17 protein-coding genes are annotated in these 18174 nt (G+C 34.6%); 3 read left to right on the forward strand and 14 right to left on the reverse strand.

Annotated elements, in window-relative coordinates; all coding sequences use genetic code 11:
- Nucleotides 1-112: 112 nt before the first annotated feature.
- Nucleotides 113-559 (reverse strand): MarR family winged helix-turn-helix transcriptional regulator, encoded by a 447-nt coding sequence (locus MNO09_RS24260; protein WP_000203345.1) that lies wholly within the window; start codon nt 557-559, stop codon nt 113-115.
- Nucleotides 560-753: 194 nt separating this feature from the next.
- Between MNO09_RS24260 and MNO09_RS24265 the strand changes: the two genes are divergently transcribed.
- Nucleotides 754-2250 (forward strand): sensor histidine kinase, encoded by a 1497-nt coding sequence (locus MNO09_RS24265; protein WP_088106963.1) that lies wholly within the window; start codon nt 754-756, stop codon nt 2248-2250.
- A gap of 29 nt (nt 2251-2279) precedes the next feature.
- Here the strand turns inward: MNO09_RS24265 and MNO09_RS24270 are convergent, their stop codons facing one another.
- Nucleotides 2280-2561, reverse strand: a complete 282-nt coding sequence (locus MNO09_RS24270; protein WP_000495533.1) for an aspartyl-phosphate phosphatase Spo0E family protein — start codon at nt 2559-2561, stop codon at nt 2280-2282.
- A gap of 397 nt (nt 2562-2958) precedes the next feature.
- On the opposite strand from MNO09_RS24270, the gene MNO09_RS24275 reads away from it, so the two are divergent.
- On the forward strand, nt 2959-3729 hold the full coding sequence (locus MNO09_RS24275; protein WP_001234117.1) for a divergent polysaccharide deacetylase family protein: 771 nt from the start codon (nt 2959-2961) through the stop codon (nt 3727-3729).
- A 67-nt stretch (nt 3730-3796) separates the two neighbouring features.
- On the opposite strand, the gene cbpA is transcribed toward MNO09_RS24275, so the two are convergent.
- The 11 genes from cbpA to ykzP form a co-directional block, all read right to left on the reverse strand.
- Nucleotides 3797-4420: a cyclic di-AMP binding protein CbpA gene (gene cbpA / locus MNO09_RS24280; protein WP_001264216.1), complete on the reverse strand. Its 624-nt coding sequence runs from the start codon at nt 4418-4420 to the stop codon at nt 3797-3799.
- A 124-nt stretch (nt 4421-4544) separates the two neighbouring features.
- A complete protein-coding gene (locus MNO09_RS24285) occupies nt 4545-5174 on the reverse strand; it encodes a class II aldolase/adducin family protein (protein WP_000895989.1) in 630 nt (209 codons plus the stop codon).
- Nucleotides 5175-5422: 248 nt separating this feature from the next.
- Nucleotides 5423-7681: an NEAT domain-containing leucine-rich repeat protein gene (locus tag MNO09_RS24290; RefSeq protein WP_000750359.1), complete on the reverse strand. Its 2259-nt coding sequence runs from the start codon at nt 7679-7681 to the stop codon at nt 5423-5425.
- 429 nt (nt 7682-8110) lie between these two features.
- Nucleotides 8111-8893 carry a DeoR/GlpR family DNA-binding transcription regulator gene (locus MNO09_RS24295; protein WP_000117659.1) on the reverse strand — a complete coding sequence of 261 codons (783 nt, stop codon included), beginning with the start codon at nt 8891-8893 and terminating at the stop codon, nt 8111-8113.
- Between the two features lie 40 nt (nt 8894-8933).
- A complete protein-coding gene (locus MNO09_RS24300) occupies nt 8934-10118 on the reverse strand; it encodes a saccharopine dehydrogenase family protein (protein ID WP_000862179.1) in 1185 nt (394 codons plus the stop codon).
- Complete coding sequence (gene phnW / locus MNO09_RS24305; RefSeq protein WP_088106961.1) at nt 10115-11212, reverse strand: 2-aminoethylphosphonate--pyruvate transaminase; 1098 nt, start codon at nt 11210-11212, stop codon at nt 10115-10117. Before phnW ends, MNO09_RS24300 begins: the two co-directional genes overlap by 4 nt.
- 15 nt (nt 11213-11227) lie before the next feature.
- Entirely contained in the window at nt 11228-12022 is a 795-nt protein-coding gene (gene phnX / locus MNO09_RS24310; RefSeq protein WP_088106960.1) for a phosphonoacetaldehyde hydrolase, read from the reverse strand.
- A gap of 21 nt (nt 12023-12043) precedes the next feature.
- Complete coding sequence (locus MNO09_RS24315) at nt 12044-13801, reverse strand: putative 2-aminoethylphosphonate ABC transporter permease subunit (RefSeq protein ID WP_000425408.1); 1758 nt, start codon at nt 13799-13801, stop codon at nt 12044-12046.
- Entirely contained in the window at nt 13802-14803 is a 1002-nt protein-coding gene (locus tag MNO09_RS24320) for a putative 2-aminoethylphosphonate ABC transporter ATP-binding protein (protein ID WP_000006169.1), read from the reverse strand.
- A gap of 20 nt (nt 14804-14823) precedes the next feature.
- The gene (locus MNO09_RS24325; protein ID WP_000750911.1) at nt 14824-15900 is read right to left on the reverse strand and encodes a putative 2-aminoethylphosphonate ABC transporter substrate-binding protein; all 1077 of its coding nucleotides are present in this window, start codon (nt 15898-15900) and stop codon (nt 14824-14826) included.
- A 228-nt stretch (nt 15901-16128) separates the two neighbouring features.
- Nucleotides 16129-16281, reverse strand: a complete 153-nt coding sequence (gene ykzP / locus MNO09_RS24330; protein ID WP_000240799.1) for a protein YkzP — start codon at nt 16279-16281, stop codon at nt 16129-16131.
- A 147-nt stretch (nt 16282-16428) separates the two neighbouring features.
- Here ykzP and MNO09_RS24335 point away from each other — a divergent pair, with 147 nt between their 5' ends.
- On the forward strand, nt 16429-16764 hold the full coding sequence (locus MNO09_RS24335; protein WP_002096783.1) for a DUF3905 domain-containing protein: 336 nt from the start codon (nt 16429-16431) through the stop codon (nt 16762-16764).
- A gap of 38 nt (nt 16765-16802) precedes the next feature.
- Here the strand turns inward: MNO09_RS24335 and MNO09_RS24340 are convergent, their stop codons facing one another.
- The gene (locus tag MNO09_RS24340) at nt 16803-18152 is read right to left on the reverse strand and encodes a TrkH family potassium uptake protein (RefSeq protein ID WP_001204688.1); all 1350 of its coding nucleotides are present in this window, start codon (nt 18150-18152) and stop codon (nt 16803-16805) included.
- Nucleotides 18153-18174: the final 22 nt, after the last annotated feature.

Consider the following 18174-nt stretch of genomic DNA (forward strand, 5'->3'; position numbering starts at 1 on the left):
TACGTACAAATCTCCTCTTATTCTTCAACAAAATACGGCAGATGCTGTCATAATTACATGTAAACAAAAGAGCCTTGGATTTCTTTATCCAAAGCTCTTTTGGAACATACTATTATTTTTCATATTTTCCAATCTTTTTTAATAGATCAAGTAATTCATCCTTTTCCTCTTTCGTTAACATTTCAAAAGACTGATGTATAACTTGCTCATGCCCTGGAAAAATAGAAGCAATAAAGCTCTCTCCAGATTCAGTTAGTTGTGCATAAATAACACGTCTGTCATTCGGGCACGGAATTCTCTTTACTAGTCCCTTTTTCTCTAGCTTATCTACAACATATGTAATGCTGCCACTAGCTATTAAAATACGCTCACCAATTTGCTGAAGTGGTTGACCGCCTTTATGATATAGCAGTTCTAATACAGCAAATTCAGTTGGATTTAACCCGTTACTTTGTATAGATTTATTTGTAGTATCCATAACAGATCGATGTACACGAGATAATGCAATAAATACTTTTAAAGATTGAGAAATATCTTCTCGTTCATTATTTGATGTCATACAACTTTCAACCCTTCACTTAAATTCTCAGTAATAAAAAGAAAAAACAACTTAGTACTTCATGTAAATTCCGAATGAGTATTCACTCATTCATTTCCTCTCCCCAAATATATTATGAATGATTCTTGAATAAAAACATGACAATTTTAACATAGTTTATATATAATGATAATAAAAAAGAAGGAGTACCAAATTTGAAAGTCAAATTCCACAGCATAGTTTTATATATATTGCTTGTTATCCTACCAACAATAGGAATTGGTGCTACATTTTATTCATATCATTCGTATAAAATGAAACAGGAAAACAAACTATCTGCTCACACGGTTCTCTTTTTATATAGAGACTATTTAGATCATCACCTTGGTGAAGCAATTTCCGCATTAGAAATGCTCTCAAAGGTCGTAGGAACCGAGACTGGAAATATAAATGGAGTTAAACAAATTGTACATGATACAGATGGAAACGATGCACGTTTTTCTGGTTTATATTACGCTACACCAGAAGGCATCATTACAATCGCATCCGAAGGCGACCGACCACCTGTTGATGTCTCAGATCGCAAATATATTCAAGACGTATTGCAAACGAAGAAAACAACTGTATCATCAGTCATTACAGATCGTGTTCTTGGACATCAAGCTATTATGATTGCTTCTCCCATTTTCAATAAACAGAAGGAAATCTCAGGCTTATTGTTAGCAAGTTTACGCTTTGACTACATTTCATCATCTTTAAATGCCATTAAGCCACAATACCATTTTGAAGTAACTGATAAACATGATGTAGTTTTTCTCACCGATGATAATAACGAAACAAGTGATGCGCATTCTAATATGCTTACTACCCCACTCAAAAGATTAAATTGGAAGGTCTCTGTTTCTCCATTGCCTATCCATCAAAAAACTTTATATCAGTGGGTTGCAATAGAGTGTATAGCTACTTTATTTTTAATGTCTATTTTATTTTTACTTGCTCAATATATGTTGTTAAAACGTCAAACAAAACTGGAAAGACAACAAAATGAACTACAAAAAATTGAATTGGTTGGAACTTTTGCAGCTAGTACAGCCCACGAAATCCGTAATCCTCTTACCGGAATTAAAGGGCTCGTCGCTCTATTAAAAGAGAAATATAAAGATGAACAAGATCAGTTTTATTTTTCTGTCATCGAACAAGAAATAGAACGGATTAATGAAATTGTAAGCGAATTTCTTATTCTTGGAAAGCCAACTGCTATCATTGAACAAACATATGATGTGAGAACCATTCTAAATGAGGTAGCATTAATTATTCAATCTGAGGCGAATCTACATAACATTGTGTTCCATTTACATTTGCCAGACCATCCTGTTCATATCCGTTGCTCAAAAGACCATATGAAACAAGTGGTTTTAAACATTACAAAAAATGCAATTGAAGCCATGAATTCTGGTGACACACTGACCATTTCCGTAACAAACAATGAAACACACGCACAATTGAAAATTACAGATAATGGAAAAGGGATTCCAAAACATATTCAAAAACACCTCTTTCATCCGTTCTTTACTAATAAAGATACTGGAACCGGTCTTGGACTTGTCATATGTAAACGAATTGTAGAGATGTACAATGGGCATATTTTTATTGATAGTATAGAAAACGAAGGAACGACAGTTCATATCGAAATTCCGTTACACCTAGTATAATTATCCTTATCCCAAAAGGGTAATTATACTTATTTCATAAAACCAGCCACAAGCATTCGCCAAAAATTACTTGATTTCCCTTCATATCCAATTTGAAAAATAGGTACCTTTATAATTGATAACCATTTTGGTGTTTGTTTTTCTTTATAACGCTGGTACTGTAAAATAAGCTTGTCCAATTCTTGACTCACTTGAATTGTCTCCATACTATTTAACCCACTTGTTAAACCTAATTGAATCATTTCTTCACGTTTCATATGAATATCACGTGAAAGCTTTTCTAATGTGTACTTCCTTTTTACAGTAAACATTCATATCCCCCTTATTATACTTCCATGCTCTCAACTTTACTTCTCCATTGGCCTTTTAACTACTTAATCATATTTGAATTTGAAGAATCAGAAAATTTAACATTTTCTCCCTGTAATTTACAAATCTTTACCCTCACTTTGAGAATTATTACAAATTATTCTATCTTTGTAAATACATTCGCAATAATAGACATTTTTTTCATCTTCTTTTTTTACAAATACCAATTAAATAGCGGATTTTCTATTTTCCATATACTTTTCTTCGACATTTTTTGTTTAATTTATATAAAAACGCAAAACATAATGATGATTGATAAAGTGAAATTTAATCATTGGGGATTTTGTCCATTCCTCACTGCTCGCAAATAGCGGGATAAAATAGAAAGGAAATATTTATATGCGCAAATATACGATTGCATTGCTTATATTTACTATGTTCTTACCATCCTTCTTGTTTCCTGTTCAAGCAAAGGCACATACAAACAAAGTCGCTATTGTCATTGATGACTTCGGCAATAATATGAAGGGGACTGATAAAATGTTATCACTTCCTATTCCACTGACTGTTGCCGTTATGCCTTTTCTCCCTTCCACAAAGGAAGATGCGATAGCTGCTCATAAGAAAGGGCACGAAGTTATTATACATATGCCAATGGAACCTATTAAAGGTAAAAAAGAATGGCTTGGACCAAAAGCAATTACAACTGATTTAAGCGACGAAGAAATAACTAACCGACTCGAACAAGCGATTCAAGAAGTGCCACATGCAATTGGCATGAACAATCATATGGGATCAAAAGTGACCGCGGACGAAAGAATTGTACGACTTATACTTGCAGCTTGTAAAAAACACGGTTTATTTTATTTAGATAGCAAAACAAATCCTAAGAGTGTTGTCCCAAAAATCGGGAAAGAATTAGGAGTGCCCATTATTGAAAATCAATTATTTTTTGATGATGTGTATACAGCAGCCCATATTTCAAAACAAGCCCAATTACTCATTAAAAAACTTCAAGAAAAACCGATTATGGTTGCTATTGGACACGTTGGACCTCCAGGTGAAATTACATCACGTGTTATAGAAACTTCTATTCCTAAAATTCGCGAACATGCAGATTTTATTTTTTTATCTGATTTAGCGTTATCTCCGCCTCCTGTTTCAAAATAAGATTCATTACTCACACTAAAAAAGGTACCAATCTGCATATAGCAAATTGGTACCTTTCCTTTTCACCTTAAATATAATCTACATGACTCACCCTGAATCCTTTTTTCTCTATTTTTTCGATTAATTGCTTTAATCTTTTTTCATTTAACTCATCTGCTATATTTACGATAACGCGGCGAATATATTGATCACCGTTATCTAGCGTAAATAATCCACCGATATTAAATGCTTTCAACAATGTCCCAAGTTCTTTAATCGTTCCCTTACAATCTTGTGTTGCAATTGTTAATATATAACCACCCGTCCGCATACCGAATGAATCTTCAATAACATCAAATATATTGGAATGCGTTAAGATACCGACAAATTCATTATAGTCATTTAGCACAGCTAAAAATGGAAGTCGACGAATAACATAAAATGCTCTAAAAAAAGAATCCTTTTCAAAAATAAATGCAGAGGAATCTCCCAGCATCTGTTCCGTACTTAATTTCTCTAATCCGCTATTACACTTCTTTTCTAAAAGATCTACTTTATAAATAATCCCTATAAATTTCTTTTCATCTTCTGCTAATACAGGGATTGCTCGAAATCCCGTTTCATTCATAATGCGCAAAGCCTCTTCACCTGAATCGTTCATTTTGCAAAATGTTACTTGCTGTTTTGGCAGAAAATGATATTTAACTCGCAAAATATGTTCCTCCTTACATGTCAACATGTAATCTATATATAATAAGGAGACCTATATTTTATGAGTGAAATTATTTTTAAAACGCTTTCATTTTTTATTGACTTGTAACGACGTCACAAACATTTTATATAACAGAGCTCTTTGCACCTTTTATCATTAACAACTTTACATGGTAATTCATTAAATATTCTATACCCTCTAGCCATTTTTTCGCTTCTTCTGGAGTTTTCCCCCACACAATCATGCCATAATTATGAACAAGAACTACTCCTCCACCTTCAATAAAATTCGGTACATTATTTTCTAATAAATCAGCGAATTTTTTCTCATCTTCTACAATGGGAATTGTCATTTCTGTTATACCTTCTTTTCCAAAAACACGTTCCACGCTACGTTTATCGAATGTTACGTCCCCTTCTTCTCCATATAACTCTGATATTAAATGGCTATCTACAGTCTGCACTTGTAAAATACATTCTGCACTACTTTTTTTATAAATATCCGCATGCATAAACGATTCTGCAGCTGGTTTTTCTTCATTTTCAAATACTGGCTCACACATACAATTAACAACAATAAAGTCTTCTTCTGAAAATAACCCTTTATCTCTTCCCTCAACGTTTACTAAAAAAGTTAACGGCTCTTTTGACGTACAGAGTGATAAACTAATTTTTGTACCATAAAACCAATCACGAAGTGCCAATTCAGATTTCACATCTTTTAATTCATTCCATTTCTTTAGAAAAAATAACATTTCGTCACCCCCGGCATAATATTTATATAATGTTCGAATCCTTTCTATGTAAAAGGAGTATTTTTTGATTATTCTAAAAATTTAATTGAATTATCACATGAGAACGCCTTTTTGTCAATATAGTTTCACAGCTCTTCTTTAAAATGGGCCCTTCATATATCTATAATTCTGTCTATTCCCTATTTCATTTTGTACATAAAAAATACGTTATTCTTTTTAAATCAAAGAATAACGTATTTTCTCATCTTTTATTTCTTTATTGCATTATATAAAAACTGTGCATATTGTTCACGTGTTACGAAATCATCACCTAAAAAGTTTCCTTTTCCATCACCTTTTGATATATTATTATCCGCTAAAGCTTTCACATATCCTTCTGCCCAATGACCTTTTGGCACATCAGTAAAGCTCTCTACACTCTTTTCACTTCCCTTTAACTGAAATACTTTTTGTAATACTACTGACATTTCATATCGAGTTAATACTCCATCTGGACGGAACTGACCATTATCGTATCCAGTCATAATACCGGCTTGTGCAACTGACTCAATAGCCCCTTCATACGCATTTCCTTTCGTATCTATAAACTTAATTTTTTCTTCCAGATTACGCTCCAACTTCAAGTACTTTTGTATTAAAACTGCTACTTGACCACGCGTAATATTGTCACCAAATCCAAATTCCCCATTTCCATAACCTACAAATAATTTTTCTTTCGCTAAATGATTAATTGCTTTCTCTGACCAATGGCCCTTTGGTACATCTTTAAACTCTATTACTTCTTCAGCTACTTTTTCATTTACAACCTTTTGAATCACAGAACCAGTGAAGAAAATACCTGTATCTGCAAATGGATCTTTCACTCCAAATTCATATACTTTCTCACCTGGTGTACTCCATTTCACTACACCATTACTATACGTACCACCTTCACTCTTCAGACGGATTTTTGTAGATACTTCACCGTCTTTTTCGTATATAGGTACTTTCACTTCTTTATTTACTTCTGTATCCTCTAAAAAGACTTTTTGATTTTGAACATTGATATAAGCCTTCTTACTTAGTTCTATTACTGGTCTAACATCGCGGATTTCATTTGCAACAAAACTTAAATATACTAACTTATTCAACTTACTAACTGGCGATAAGTCTGAAATATAATTTGCTTCTAAATCAAGTTTTTGTAAGTTTACTAGATTTGATAATGGAGTAATATCCTTTAACTCATTATTAGGTAAATCTAATTCTGTAAGCTGAGTCATTTTAGCAAGTGGTGTCACATCTTCAATTTGATTTTTACCGATAAATAATTTATTTAATTGATTCATTTGATCAATACCCGATAAATCTTTAACTTTATTACGTGTTAGTACTAAATCTTTTAAAGGTAATGAATATAACGGTTTAATATCTTCAATTTGATTACCTGCTAAAGTTAAGTATGTTACATTTTTCAACGCGCTTAATGGAGCAACATTCGTAATTTTATTATTTGCTAAATTCAAGTAATCTAGTTGTTCCATTTTCGCTAATGCTGTTACGTCTTCTATTTGGTTGCCTGATAGATATAAACTTTTTACATTTTTCATTTCAATGAGTGGTGCAACGTTTGTAATTTTATTATTACTCAGATCAAGAGATGCTAAATTATCCATCTTAACAAGTGGTGTTACATCTGAAAATTCATTACCACGCAAAGCTAAATGATTTAATTGCTTTAAATTCGCAAAGAACGATGGATCTGTTATCTTCGCATTCGCAACTGTTAAAGATTTTAAATTTGGCATATATTTTAATGCACTATAATCAAGAATCTCATTCGTGTTTAAAAACAAGTCCTTTACTTGTAATAACTCCTCTTTCGTAATTGGTGTATTTAAATCTTTTCTATTAAATACTTTTTTATTAACAAGTTCTCTTAATTTGTTATCTGTTATCATATTTTGACTATCAACTGGATGATCCGTTTCCGTATTGCCTGAATTAGAGTTATCATCTGGTTTCTCTGTTTCTTTGTCACCTACAGTTGGATCTTTAATTTCAAATTGAACTTGATATTTGTGATCATATCCGATGGCAGGAATAAGTATATGCATTTGCATATTATGCTTCTTCTCAAATTCGCCAATTTCAAATTGGACTACTTTCGTTCCATTTTTCCTCTTATCTTCTGATAAAACTTTCACATCTTGAAATACACCAGGTTGGTTTTTATCCTCTATTCTAAGATATTGAAAATAATCGCTATCTTGTATTGTTACAGTAACGATTTTTTTCCCATCTTCAATTGCTACTTTAGGATTTTTTATGTACTGAGAAACCATAGATGGCTCATCTTTTTGATCCTTATATATTTTAATCTCAGTATCGTATGTACGTTCACTAGCTGCTGCCACCGACTGGTTTGCTTCAGCTTTTAGTGCTGCTAATGCTGGAGTAGAGTATGTAGCAAATGGAATTGCTAATGTTGTGGCTACTACTAGCGCCTTAATATAACTTTTTTTCAAAATAATATCCCCTATCATATATAATTTTCGCAATTGATAAATGTTATCAATTGTCTACAAATAAATGATAATGAATATCATTATCATTGTCAATGGTAATATTACATTAAGTTTATATTTCCAAAGATAAAAAATAAAAAACCCTTTAATCAAAGGGCCTTTTTACCTAGCGTATGAAGAATTTCACTTTTTTCTTTTTCATTAATAAAACCAATTTTTTGCAAAATATTTGCATACAATACAAGTTTATTATATATCCGTTCTGACATGCTTCTCCCTTCTTTCCTTCGACCAACTTTTTTTGTATTGGTAAATTATATGAAAGAGATAAGAAAATGTGTCCACTTTTTGCATACATACAAATCTTTTATCCCTCTATTTGCGGACAGTAAAACTCCCACCTCAAAAATAGGTGGGAGTTCAATTTATTTAGCAAATTGTCCATTGAATATTATGATTTTTGACTTCCTCTTCAAAACTATAGGGCATTTTCTTATCACAAATTACATGTTGAATACGTGAAAATGCTGCTATTCGGTAATTTCCTTTTACCCCTACTTTTGTATGATCACATAAAATATATGTTTTCTCCGCTAATTTCAGCATCGCTTCTGACAGTTTCGCCTTTTCTAATTCAAAACTAGAAACCCCAAAACCAGGTAACAATCCATCAATCGAAACGAATGCTTTATGAAAATGAAATTGCTGGATTACTTGCTGCGAAATAGAACCTGACACACGTGAATGCTTTGGAGATACTTTTCCACCAATAAATAAAACTTCACCGTGAAACATCTTTTTATTAATAGAAGAAATTAATTGTGTAGCTACTGGAAATGAACTTGTTACAATCGTTAAATTTTTACGATGAACAAGATATGGCACCATTTGAAGTGGTGTACTTCCATCATCAATCGCAATCACATCTCCATCTTCCACAAACGTTGCTGCTTTATACCCAATTCTCTTCTTCTCTTCTATATGCAGCATCTCTCGTTCTAACATTGGTGCCTCTATTCCAGCTCCCGGAAGTTGCACGGCTCCACCATACACTTTCTTCAACTTCTTTTCACGATCCAATTCTTCTAAATAACGACGAATCGTCTCTGTTGATACAGCAAACTCTCTTGCTAACTCTGAAACTTTTACTTTCCCTTTAAACTCTACCTTCTCAAGAATGGTTCGCTTTCTTTCTTCACCTACTACAGACATAGCTTCACCCCATTGATTTCTACCTCATAAACTGCCTTACTTATACAAAGTTATAACTTTCTTTTTCAGTGAAAACTTCTTCATGAATATGAATACCACGTTTTTTTAGTTCATCAAAAATAATTTGTGGATTTACAAAAGCTTCCTCAGGTGTCACAACACCAACTTTATTTACATTCCCTTTTGCGATTAACTCTGTAGCAATCCCAAATGGAATACCGACGTTTCTCGTATAAGCTCTTAATTTTTCCCATCCTACAACAGAACCATCAGATAACGGGTGTGTATGATATAATACGTGCCTTTGTTTCTCATTATTTTTCATACCTATTACTTCTACATGAAGTGCATAACCGTAAATTTCTGTTTCTTGCCCTTCTTTTGATTGCAATAAATACTTCGAAATACAATCCATAATGCCAATTTCTTTCCCATTTATGTCAACCCGATCATTACGCAATATACCATAATCATATAAAGCACGTACGAGCTGCATATTTTTCTTTGGCCAAGTTCCTCTCGTCTCTATCAGTTTGACGCCTTTATGTTCTAGTGCTTTTGCTAACGTAATCGTTTCAGAATGCGGTATTATATACTGCGTTGCCTTACCATAAGGCGCCGGTAATTCAATTTCTCTTGGACGCGCAAAAGGAGGTACTTGCTTAAATTCACCATCTTCATATACTGTACGCGATGGTAAATGTGGATCATATTCATATGTCGTTGTTTCTGTAATGGATGCAGAAAAAGCAATTGGACGGTACGAGCCATGACTTACACGTACTGACTCTACAGTATCTAGCTGATTTGTTGCATGCATTGCCATCATTTGCGTTACACCTGGCGTCATACCAAAACCAGGTAGACACGTTTTTTCATTTTGAGCAAATATAGAATGAGATTCATTTTCTTCACCAAACCCATTCAAATTCACACCGTGACAACCTGCTTCTGCAATACATCGAGTAGACAATCCATTTAACTTAATTGTCGTACCGTCCATTACAATGTCATAACCTTTCATTTTTGCAACCGTATCCTCGTGATTCGTTACATCTACTTTCACAAAATCAACACGAGGATCGTTGAGCCATTCTACTACTTTCAGGCCCTCTTCTTCATTAAAATCAGCTACTGTAATCACCTCAAAAGATGAAAATTGCACTAAATCTAAAATTGCTTCACGACAAATTTTACCTGCTCCACCTAAACAAAATACTTTCAACCTATAACAACTCCTTTAGCGATACTATAAACTAAGCGATTGATATCTGCCTCATGTACATCACCGATATTTCCAATGCGGAATGTATCTACTTTTGAAATTTTACCTGGATAAATAACAAACCCATCACACTTTAATTCATTATATAACTGCCCAAAATCGAACCCCTCTTCTGGATAAATGAAGGATGTAATAATAGGCGATTGATATTTTTCATCTACTAGTGGCTTAAATCCGATTTCTCTCATTCCATTCACTAATATTTTTTGATTGTTATAATATCGATTGTAACGCGCTTCTACTCCGCCCTCTTTTTCTAATTCAAGTAGTGCTTGATAAAAAGCGTGTACAACATGTGTAGGTGACGTAAAACGCCATTTCCCATTTTGATTTTCCATCGTTTCCCACTGATCAAATAAGTCTAATGATAATGAACGTGCCTGCCCTTTACATTTCACCAATTCATCGCGCTTTGCAATAACAAAGCCGAATCCAGGAACCCCTTGAATACATTTATTCGCACTACTAATTAGAAAGTCAATTTGCAACTCAGCGATATCTATTTCAATACCACCAAAACTACTCATTGCATCAACCAGTGTTACTTTTCCGTATTGCTTCCCTAATTTACATACATCTACAATTGGATTGATAATACCTGTTGTTGTTTCGCAATGAACAACTGCAATATGTGTAATCTCTTTATCTCGTTGCAATATCTTTTCTACTTCTGCAATATTAGTAGGCTCCCACTCTTCTGTTTGACTGACCACCACATCTATATGTAACATCTCTGCCATTTGTACAATTCGCTTACCATACGCACCATTTGTACATACGAGCAGCTTTCCATCTTTAGGAACGACAGATCCAATCACTGCTTCAACTGAAAACGTACCGCTTCCTTGCATGAGAACAGTTGTATATGTCTCTTCTTCCTTCGTTGCTAACGATACAAGCTTAGCTCTTACCTCTTGTACCATTGTGCTATATTCATCATCCCACGTACACCAATCGTATAACATAACTTCTTTTACTGTTTTGGTTGTTGTTAATGGTCCAGGCGTTAATAATAAATAGTGATTTTCAGTCATGATCCTATTCCCCTTTTATGAAATAATAAGTTCTTGTTTCTCGATATGTTCCATTACGGTTTCAAGTTCCTGCATCGTTTCTATCGTAAAGTGCGCCCCATTTTCAACGAAACGATTGCGAACTACTTCTATTTTTTCACGAAGTTCTACCGGATCCATATTCTCCACTTCCTCTTCAGTTAAGCCGAGTTCGCTACTGCCAAGAATTACACCAACTGTCCACATACCAGCATTTCTTCCCTCTTTCATATCTGATACCGTGTCTCCAACTTTTATCATATGATTCATTGGATATACACCAAGCTCCATCGCATTTTTATAGCACATCCACGGATACGGACGACCTGCTGGAACATCATCTGGTGTTACAAGAAAATCAGGTTTATACCCTTGTAGTGCTGCTTCTTTTGCTACAATGTCCATCATTTCTCTCGTATAACCAGTCGTTGAACCAATTTTAATTCCTCTTTCACGTAAAGAAGCAATCACTTCTTTTACGCCATTAATCGGCGACGCATAGCGCGGTAAAACAGCGAAGAGAATCTTTTCGAATTCTTCATACATCTCCTGAATGTCTGCTTCTGTTGGTAATTGTCCGAAAATACGATTCCAATCACTCGCAATACGAGGCATCTCTGTTAATGCCCTAACATGATCAATTTTCAATAATCCCATTGGCTTACGGGCTTCTTCTGCAGTAATTGCAACACCGCGTTTATGGAAAATCTCCATAAATACTTCCAGTGGTGCAAAACATCCGTAATCAACTGTTGTACCTGCCCAATCAAAAATAACTGCTTCTACTTTCATTCAATCCATCACCCTTCTTATTTATCTTTTTTGCCATTGTGACGTTCGGTTACGAAGTGCTTTCGTTCCCCATTCATATACAACTCTCACTACAATATTTGTAACAACAATAAGTACACTCATTGCAGCTGCTGGTGCTACATTTCCTGCATCATCCATATTTACAATTGATACGGCAGCTAGTTTAAAATCAGCTGCATACAGGAATACAACTGCTGAGACGGTTACCATTGAATTTACGAAGTAGTACATTACCATTTCTAAAATGGCTGGTAAACACATCGGTACCGTAACTCGAAAGAATGTTTTATAAAACGGTATCCCCATCGACTGTGAAACAAGTTCAAACTCTCGATCTAATTTCTTTAAAGCTGTCGTTGCCGTAACAAATGTTACAGAATAAAAATGAATGATATTGACTAGTACTAGCACAGCAATTGTTCCGTATAGAGAATGGAACGGGTTCGTTACGGAAAGTCCAAAGATTTGTATTGTTGGTTGACTAAAGAAGAAGACGTAGCCTAACCCAAGTACTAAACCTGGTATCGCTAAAGGGACGATAGAGAAAAAGTAACCTGCTTTTCGGAAAAATTGTAGCTGATCTATTTTCTCAATCGCATAAGCGAACATAAATGTTAAAACCGCTCCAATAACCGCAGTAATTGCTGAAACAATTACGCTATTTTTAAATGCTTCCAGTCCATCTCCTGTTAAACTGGAAAAATTAAAATGCTCAAATGTAAAGCCCATATTATATGGCCATACTTTCACACTTGCAGCAATACCAACTGCCACAAATAATAGAATGATCATAAGCGTTACTACGCTACAATATACGAATGAAATAACATCTCGTTTCTTATTATTTATTATTCTGTAAGGTACTGATTTGGAAGATAAGAGATTCGCCTGCTTTCTTTGCGTAATGCGATCAACTGCAAAGGCAAATATAGCTGGGATTAATAAAATCATTCCGACAGTTGCACCCATCGGCATATTTTGCTGCCCAATTACTTGCTTATATACATCAGTAGCAAGTACATTATATTGTCCACCAACAATTTTTGGTGCCCCAAAATCAGTGAAACTAAGTGTAAACACAACGAACATCGCACTAATTAATCCGTACTTTACACTAGGTAAAGTAACAGTGAAAAATTGCTTTGTTTTACTCGCTCCTAACATATTAGAAGCTTCATATAAACGATAATCAGAGCCTTGAAAAGCAATTAATAATATAAGAAATGCTTGCGGAAATGTATACATGACTTCAGCCATTACAATTCCTACTGGTCCATATAAAGGGATTTGTATCCCTTCAAACAAACCAAACATTCCTTTCGTTACTAACCCTTGATTACCAAATAAATATGTAAGTGCGATACCATGCATCATCGTTGGTGCGAATAATGGTAACAAAGCAATATATTGGAATACACGCTTTCCAAACACATTCGTACGAGCGATCGCATAGGCGTAAGCGAAAGCGAGTGTCACTGCAATAATTGTTGTCGCGCCCGAAATCCATATCGTATTTTGTAATGATTGAACTAGCGTTGGTGTTGTAAAATATTTACTGAAATTCGCAACACCAATGAAAGCTCCATCTTTATCATAAAAAGCTTGTGTAAACAATTGTAATAAAGGTAATACAAGCATGATCAAAAACGCGAGAAGCATACCAATAATTAATAGTCTTTGTATCCACTCTTCTTTACCGATACGTCTCTTAATCTTTTTTTTCGTACTTTCTACCTTGAAATCTTCTAACATCTCCATCTATACAATGACCTTCTTTCCATATGACAACATATGATTTTCTGAGAAAGAGATTTGAATCGGCTTTCCTTTTCTAATTGCGGTTGCTTCTACTTCTGATGCCAATATATCCACTACAATTTTCTCGTTATAAAGATGTGTGTTTTCTTCTACGACCCGCACTTCCGTCCGATATACAGATCCGCGAAATTCCATGCTTTCCACAACCGTTTTAATACCATCCTTTTGTACAACTGTTACATGCTCAGGACGAATTGCATGTTCTTCATTGTTTTTCGAAAAGAAATTAATAGAACCAATAAAATCTGCCACAAATGGATTGGCTGGTCTTTGATAAATCTCCTCTGGTGTGCCAATCTGCATAATTTCCGCATGATTCATTACAACAATTTTATCGGCCATCGTTAATGCCTCTTCTTGATCATGCGTAACCATAATAGTTGTTACTCCTACTTTTTCTTGCAAATCACGCATTTCTCTACGTAACTTTTCACGCACTTTTGCATCTAAAGCAGATAATGGCTCATCGAGTAACAAAATATCCGGAGACAGAGCGAGCGCACGTGCAAGTGCTACTCGCTGCTGTTGTCCACCAGACATTTGAGCAGGATATTTATCTTTTACATTCAGCAAATCTACAAGTTCTAACGCCTCTAGCGCTTTCTCTTTTACTTCTGCTTTTCCATATTTTTTTGTCTTTAAGCCGTATTCAATGTTTTCAAGTGCTGTTAAATTCGGAAATAACGCATACGATTGAAACACCATTCCGAAATTCCTCTTTCCAGGAGGTAATGCTGTAATATCTTTTCCATCCACAGCTATACTACCTGTTGTTGCCTCTTCTAGCCCTGCTAAAATTCGAAGCAATGTTGTTTTCCCACAACCACTTGGGCCTAATAAACATACAAACTCATTTTTTTTCACAGTAAAAGAAATATCTTTTAACGCTGTAAATGCATCAAACTGTTTTTGAATATGTTGAATTGATAAATATTCGCTCATTTTTTCTCTCTCCCACTCACTTACTTTTTCGGTTCTGCTTTTTGGCCAAACTCTTTTTCCCATTTTTCTAAAATTTTGTCGCGATTTTCTGCTGCCCATTTAAAGTCATTCTTTTTGTATAACTTTTCTGTCACATCTTTAGGGAATCCATCTGGAAGTTTATAATCATTTTTTATTGTCGCGAATCCATTTTTCTCAAAGTATAACTTCATTACATCATCAGTAATTGCCCAATCTAAAAATGCTTGCGCTAATTTTTCATTTTTTGCATTATCTTTTTTAATAAGTGCGTTCGCTTCTACTTCCCAACCTAATCCTTCTTTCGGCAATACAACTTCAACTGGTGCACCTTTTTGTTTCTCTTTCAAAGCACTATAAACCATTGATACGCCAACTGGATATTCACCTGCGCCTGCTAATTTCGCCGGTTTTGAACCTGAATGAGTATAAGTTGCCATATTATCATGAAGTTTTTTCATGTAATCCCAGCCTTTATCTTCACCCATAATTTGTAACCATGCAGAAACTGTTAAAAATCCTGTTCCAGAAGAAGCTGGATGTGGCATAATAAGCGTTCCTTTATATTCTGGTTTCGTTAAGTCTTCGTATGATTCTGGCATCGGTAAATTTTTCTTCTTTAATTCTTCTTTATTTATAGCAATCCCCGTCATAAATGCCGTATTACCTACCCATTTTTCTGGTTGCTTATCATCTTTAAATTGCGTAAGAACACGATCTGCTCCTTTTGGAGAGTAACCTTTTAACATATCTTTTTTATCTAAAGCTAATAGACTAGACGCTGCTGTTCCCCATACAACATCTGCTTGTGTATTTTTTCCTTCAGCTAGCAATTTCGCTGTAATAACTCCAGTTGAATCACGAACAATGTTCAGTTTCACATCTGGATACTTCTGTTTAAAAGAATCAAGATAAATTGGTACAAGTTCTTCTTCAATCGCTGTGTAAACAGTTAATGATCCAGATAATTTATCATCCTTTACTTTTGCCCCAGCACTTTCTTCTTTCTTTGCACCACAACCCATTAATAACGAAAATACCATTCCAGTTGCTACAGCTTTAAAGATTGTTTTTTTCACTGTCTCTCTCTCCTTTTATAAATCTTATGTACAACTCCAATATAAACAACTAGTGTAAAAGCAGTATTAAACCAACATTAATCTTTTGTTTGTTGTTTGTTTTTGTGTAATACGTTGCTACTTCTATGTTTTTTCGCATTTTTCTGCCAATAACGAACACTAAATTTACAAATAATTAAAAAAACCTTTATAATCCCACAAAAAAATGAGGCGTTTGTAAAAAACGCCTCATTTTTGTTTACCTTTTTTTGAATTACGATTTGCATACTTCGCGCTATTTTCTCCTTCATACTCTAATGCAAATTCTGCATCTGGTAAGCTTTCTTTCGGAGTTTTATTATTGTTGATTGCCGCATTTTGTTTCACTTTTCTTTTTACCAATACATTCACCTGCTTTCAAGAATTCACTTTCTACTCTAGTTTGAAGCAACATTAAATAATTATTACTGGCAAGTGTTAACAAGTACATAAGAGCCACTAGATGGAAATACTACCTATGAAGAAAGTATTATAAAAGGAGCGATTATTTTGAAGAAGAAAGATAAAGTTCAGTCACCAATTTTAGATGAAACGCTCCCGCATCAAATGAATTTCCCATCTTTTAAAGGAACAGGAAAGAAGATGCAACAACCTTTCATAAATCAATATGACGTCGTAATCGGAGACAGTAAATATGATTCCGAGAATAGTCCACTTCACAATTGGAGTGATGAAGTAGACCCTGCCATTATGGCTGGAGAAGAATGGATTCATCCTACAAATGATATTGGGTGGATTTCAGAAGAAAATCAAGAGTTGCTAAAAAAAGAAGTGGATAATAAGAATGACGCTTTTATGCATCCGCAATTTGGCATTAACGACTAAAAAACCATTCTACCTAACATAGGTAGAATGGTTTCATACTATCCAATAATAATTCTCTCTTTCGGGTATTTATAGCGAGGTGGCTGTTCTCTTCCCCCACTAGCCAGTATAAATGTTAAAATACCGACACGCCCAATAAACATAAGTACAATGAGTACAAGTTTACCAACAGTTGTTAAATCTGGCGTAATACCTGTCGATAGTCCTGTCGTCCCGAAAGCAGAACACACTTCAACAATCAAACTCATAAGCGGTACATTTTCCGTAATAGATAAAATAAAGAGTGCTGTGGCACATAATAAAATCCCCATCGTCATAACGACAGATGCTTTCAGCACGTCCTCTTCATGTAGCTGACGTTTGAAGACTCTAACTGTTCTCCCGCCTCTTGCAAAAGTGTATAACGATAATATACTAACAGCAAATGTTGTTGTACGTATTCCGCCCCCAACCGAACTTGGAGATGCCCCTATAAACATTAATATACTCATAAATAAAAGCGTCGGTTGTGACAATTCACGTATATCCATTGTAGCCAGTCCACCACTTCGCGTCGTCACAGATTGAAATAATGTATAGAAAACTGTTTCATGCCATGACTTCCCTGCTAAAAACTGATTTCGTTCTAGTAGAAAAATCATAATTGTTCCAACGATAACGAGTGCAAAAAATGTCGTTGTCGTCAATTTTGTAAACAACGAAAAGCGGAATAGTTGCTGTCTCCTTTTACTAAAGAATTGCTTTACTTCCATTAACACCGGGAAGCCAATCGCTCCTAAAATAATAAGTAACATATGAATCATTTGCACAATATAATCTTTTTTGTACGGAATTAGTGATTGTCCAGTTAAATCAAATCCTCCGTTCGTAGTTGCACTAACAGCGGCAAAGAAACCGTGGAAATAAGCTTCTTGCCAAGTTGGAAAATAAAGTAGAAATCTTGTACCTAATAGTATTGCTCCAATAAGTTCTATCGAAATAATTACAATTAAAATAGAACGCATCAATTCTACAAGGCCTGATAAATTCCCTTGATTATGGTCTGCCATAATGAGTCTTCTTCTCTGCAAACCGATTTTTTTCCCCGTTATAATCCAAACAAATGTACCAAGTGCCATAATTCCTAAGCCGCCTAATTGTAAAATAAGGGCTAACATAATAATTCCTGCCGTAGTAAATGTATCTGAAATTGTAACAACAGACAGTCCCGTAACACTTACCGCACTAACAGATGTAAAGAGGGCATCGATAAATGTCCATTTCACACCAGCCTTCGTAACAAACGGGAAACTAAGCAATATCACCGATACAACTACTGCTAATAAATAAAACAAAACAATAAGTTGTACAGGACGTAATTTTTGTAAAAACTTTTTTATATCTCTCATTCCATCACTTCGCTACCTTTTT

Origin of the sequence: Bacillus sp. N5-665 (assembly GCF_022637375.2) — a bacterium.
Lineage (GTDB): Bacteria > Bacillota > Bacilli > Bacillales > Bacillaceae_G > Bacillus_A > Bacillus_A wiedmannii.

Excerpts from the sequence above, each read along its gene's own strand:
- MNO09_RS24340 (WP_001204688.1), bottom strand. The coding sequence starts at position 18,152 with ATGAGAGATATAAAAAAGTTTTTACAAAAATTACGTCCTGTACAACTT.
- phnW (WP_088106961.1), bottom strand. The coding sequence starts at position 11,212 with ATGACTGAAAATCACTATTTATTATTAACGCCTGGACCATTAACAACA.
- MNO09_RS24270 (WP_000495533.1), bottom strand. The coding sequence starts at position 2,561 with ATGTTTACTGTAAAAAGGAAGTACACATTAGAAAAGCTTTCACGTGAT.
- MNO09_RS24285 (WP_000895989.1), bottom strand. The coding sequence starts at position 5,174 with ATGTTATTTTTTCTAAAGAAATGGAATGAATTAAAAGATGTGAAATCT.
- MNO09_RS24315 (WP_000425408.1), bottom strand. The coding sequence starts at position 13,801 with ATGGAGATGTTAGAAGATTTCAAGGTAGAAAGTACGAAAAAAAAGATT.
- MNO09_RS24295 (WP_000117659.1), bottom strand. The coding sequence starts at position 8,893 with ATGTCTGTAGTAGGTGAAGAAAGAAAGCGAACCATTCTTGAGAAGGTA.
- MNO09_RS24320 (WP_000006169.1), bottom strand. The coding sequence starts at position 14,803 with ATGAGCGAATATTTATCAATTCAACATATTCAAAAACAGTTTGATGCA.
- phnX (WP_088106960.1), bottom strand. The coding sequence starts at position 12,022 with ATGAAAGTAGAAGCAGTTATTTTTGATTGGGCAGGTACAACAGTTGAT.
- MNO09_RS24260 (WP_000203345.1), bottom strand. The coding sequence starts at position 559 with ATGACATCAAATAATGAACGAGAAGATATTTCTCAATCTTTAAAAGTA.
- MNO09_RS24275 (WP_001234117.1), top strand. The coding sequence starts at position 2,959 with ATGCGCAAATATACGATTGCATTGCTTATATTTACTATGTTCTTACCA.